Genomic DNA, 2831 nt, shown 5'->3' with positions numbered 1-2831 from the left:
GTCGCGGCGATGAGCAGTGACGCGCTGCCGGGCGACTCGCTCTACGCGATGAAGCTGATGGCCGAGTCCACGGGCACGGCCTTCACCTTCGACGACACGGCCAAGGCCCAGCGCCACCTCGACGCCGCGGCCGCGCGGATCCAGGAGATCGAGCGCCTGCAGCAGGCGGGCCGCACCCCGGACGCCGCCACCTACGAGACCGCGCTGAAGGCCTTCGACGAGGCCGCCAGCGAGGGCTCGCGGATGGTGCTCGCCGGACCGGAGCCCACGGACGCCGGTCTCGGCGACCTGGGCGCCTGGGCGAACCGCCAGTCGGCGGCGATCGCCGCGCTGCAGAGCGCGGACCAGGAGGTCCCGGGCGCGGACCAGTCCACGCAGCTGATGGCCCGGCTCGCCGAGCGGGCCGAGGCGCTGCAGGAGCGGATGGGCTGCTCCGAGGTCAGCAACGGGGTCGACGACCTCGGCCCGGTCCCGGCGAAGGGCGACTGCGTCCCGGTGGAGTCCGGCGCGACCGGCGGCACGGCCGTGCAGGCGGGCCGCCCGGAGTCGGCGACCTCGCGCAGCGGGACCGCGTCGACCGCGCCGTCGGGTACCGAGACCACCTCGCCGACGGACACCACCACGCCGTCGGAGGACCAGGGCCTGCTCGGCGGGGTCGTGGGCGGTCAGGACGACCCCACGACCACGACCGAGGGCGACTCGAGCACCACGTCGGAGAGCGGCGCCCCGCAGAGCAGCACCAGCGAGAAGCCCTCGGGCGACAGCGGGAGCGGAGGCGGCGGCGGAGGCCTGCTGCCCCCGATCAACCTGCCGCCGCTGCTGCCCGGCCTGCCGTCGATCACGCTGGGCTGAGCGAGACCCGTCCCGGAGGGCCGCGCGGTGATCCACCGCGCGGCCCTTCGCGCGTCCGGGTGTCGGCCCGGCGTCGATCCCGCCAGTAGTCTGGACCCGTTCGGAAGGCCCAGAGGTGTCGGACCCGAGGTGGTAAGTGGAGCACGGTGAGCCGGAGGACGACGGCCGGGCGCAGGTCGCGGGAGTGGCCGAGTCCGCTGACGTGATGGCGGCGGTCAGCGCGTTGGACCGTTCCCAGCGGGCCGGTGAGGCGGCCGCAGCCGCCGCCGTGGCCGCGGGCGAGACCCCGCCGCCGTCGGAGGCCGCGGAGCAGGACCTCACGGCCGCCGCCTTCTTCGACGTCGACAACACCATGATGGTCGGCGCGTCGATCTTCCACTTCGCCCGCGGGCTGGCCGCGCGCAAGTTCTTCACGACCTCGGACCTGGCCGGGTTCGCCTGGCAGCAGCTGAAGTTCCGGGTCGGCGGCCGGGAGGACAAGACCGGGATCGCCGGCCACCGGGACACCGCGCTGTCGTTCGTGGCGGGCAGGCCGGTCGAGGAGGTCGTGGAGCTCGGCGAGGAGATCTACGACGAGCTGATGGCCGACCGGATCTGGGCGGGCACCCGGGCGCTCGCGCAGATGCACCTCGACGCAGGCCAGCGGGTCTGGCTGGTCACGGCCACTCCCGTCGAGCTCGCGCTGATCATCGCGCGCAGGCTGGGGCTGACCGGCGCGCTGGGCACCGTGGCCGAGAGCGTCGACGGGCACTACACCGGCAGGCTCGTCGGCGAGATCCTGCACGGTCCGGCGAAGGCGCACGCCGTGCGTGCGCTGGCCGTGACCGAGGGCCTGGACCTGCGCCGCTGCACCGCCTACTCGGACTCGGTGAACGACGTGCCGATGCTCTCGGCCGTCGGCACCGCGGTGGCGGTGAACCCCGACTCCGAGCTGCGAGACGTCGCCAAGGAGCAGGGCTGGCAGATCCGGGACTTCCGCACCGGCCGCCGCGCCGCCCGCATCGGCGTCCCGTCCGTCCTCGGCGCGGGTGCTCTCGCGGGCGCGGTGGCCGCGGGCGTGGCGTACCGCAAGCGCTGACGCCTGATGCGGGTCAGCCGAGGAACACGTTCCGGCGCTGGCCCAGCAGGCGGTAGAGGGTGTGCTGGATGGTCTCGCGCACCTGGTCGGTGAGGTTGAAGACCAGCATCGGGTCGTCCGCGTCCGCGGGCGTGTAGTCCGCCAGCGAGATCGGCTCGCCGAACTCGATGTACCACTTCGACGGCAGCGGCACGAGCCCCAGCGGCCCGAGCAGCGGGAAGGTCGGGGTGATCGGGAAGTACGGCGCCCCGAGCAGCCGGGCGAGCGGCTGCACGTCCCCGATCTTGGGATAGATCTCCTCGGCCCCGACGATCGAGCACGGGATGATCGGCACGCCGGTGCGCAGCGCCGCGGACACGAACCCGCCGCGGCCGAACCGCTGGAGCTTGTAGCGGTCCGCGAAGGGCTTGCCGATGCCCTTGAAGCCCTCGGGGAACACCCCGACGAGCTCGCCGGAGGACATCAGCCGCTCGGCGTCGGGGCTGCAGGCCAGCGTGGCGCCGTTCTTGCGGGCCAGCTCGCCCACGACCGGGAGCCGGAACATGTAGTCCGCCCCGAGCAGCCGGAGCCTGCGCTTGGCGGGGTGCTCGGCGTGCAGCGAGTGGATCGTCATCAGCGCGTCGAGCGGGAGCGTGCCGGAGTGGTTGGCGACGATCAGGGCGCCGCCGGTCTCCGGGACGTGCTGCATGCCGATGGTCTCGACCCGGAACCAGTGCTGGTAGAGCGGCTGCAGCGCCCCGGCGAGGACCGTCGAGGCGAGCTCGGGGTCGTAGCCGAACTCGTCCACGGCGTAGTCCCCCGCCAGCCTGCGGCGCAGGAAGCGCAGCGCCTCGGCGAGGGTGGACTCCCAGGCGGGCGGCTCGGGGTCCGGGACCGCGGCGATCCCCGGCTGCGTGGGGGG

At 74.0% G+C, this 2831-nt stretch carries 3 protein-coding genes; 2 read left to right on the top strand and 1 reads right to left on the bottom strand.

Annotation, left to right across the window (positions count from 1 at the left end):
• Together H5J29_RS27830 and H5J29_RS27825 are read left to right on the top strand one after the other, a co-directional pair.
• Window positions 1-852 (top strand): DUF5667 domain-containing protein (locus H5J29_RS27830; RefSeq protein ID WP_220188027.1); only part of this gene is annotated, 852 nt, incomplete at its 5' end.
• Between the two features lie 205 nt (window positions 853-1057).
• Window positions 1058-1930: an HAD family hydrolase gene (locus H5J29_RS27825; protein WP_181783956.1), complete on the top strand. Its 873-nt coding sequence runs from the start codon at window positions 1058-1060 to the stop codon at window positions 1928-1930.
• A gap of 13 nt (window positions 1931-1943) precedes the next feature.
• On the opposite strand, the gene H5J29_RS27820 is transcribed toward H5J29_RS27825, so the two are convergent.
• Entirely contained in the window at window positions 1944-2813 is an 870-nt protein-coding gene (locus tag H5J29_RS27820; protein ID WP_181783955.1) for a lysophospholipid acyltransferase family protein, read from the bottom strand.
• Window positions 2814-2831: the final 18 nt, after the last annotated feature.

This window comes from Pseudonocardia pini (assembly GCF_013870575.1).
GTDB classification, from domain to species: Bacteria; Actinomycetota; Actinomycetes; order Mycobacteriales; family Pseudonocardiaceae; genus Pseudonocardia; species Pseudonocardia pini.
This window is presented reverse-complemented; position numbering and strand designations above follow the sequence as displayed.

Coding starts and splice junctions, on each gene's coding strand:
- H5J29_RS27825 (WP_181783956.1), top strand. CDS start 1,058: ATGGCGGCGGTCAGCGCGTTGGACCGTTCCCAGCGGGCCGGTGAGGCG.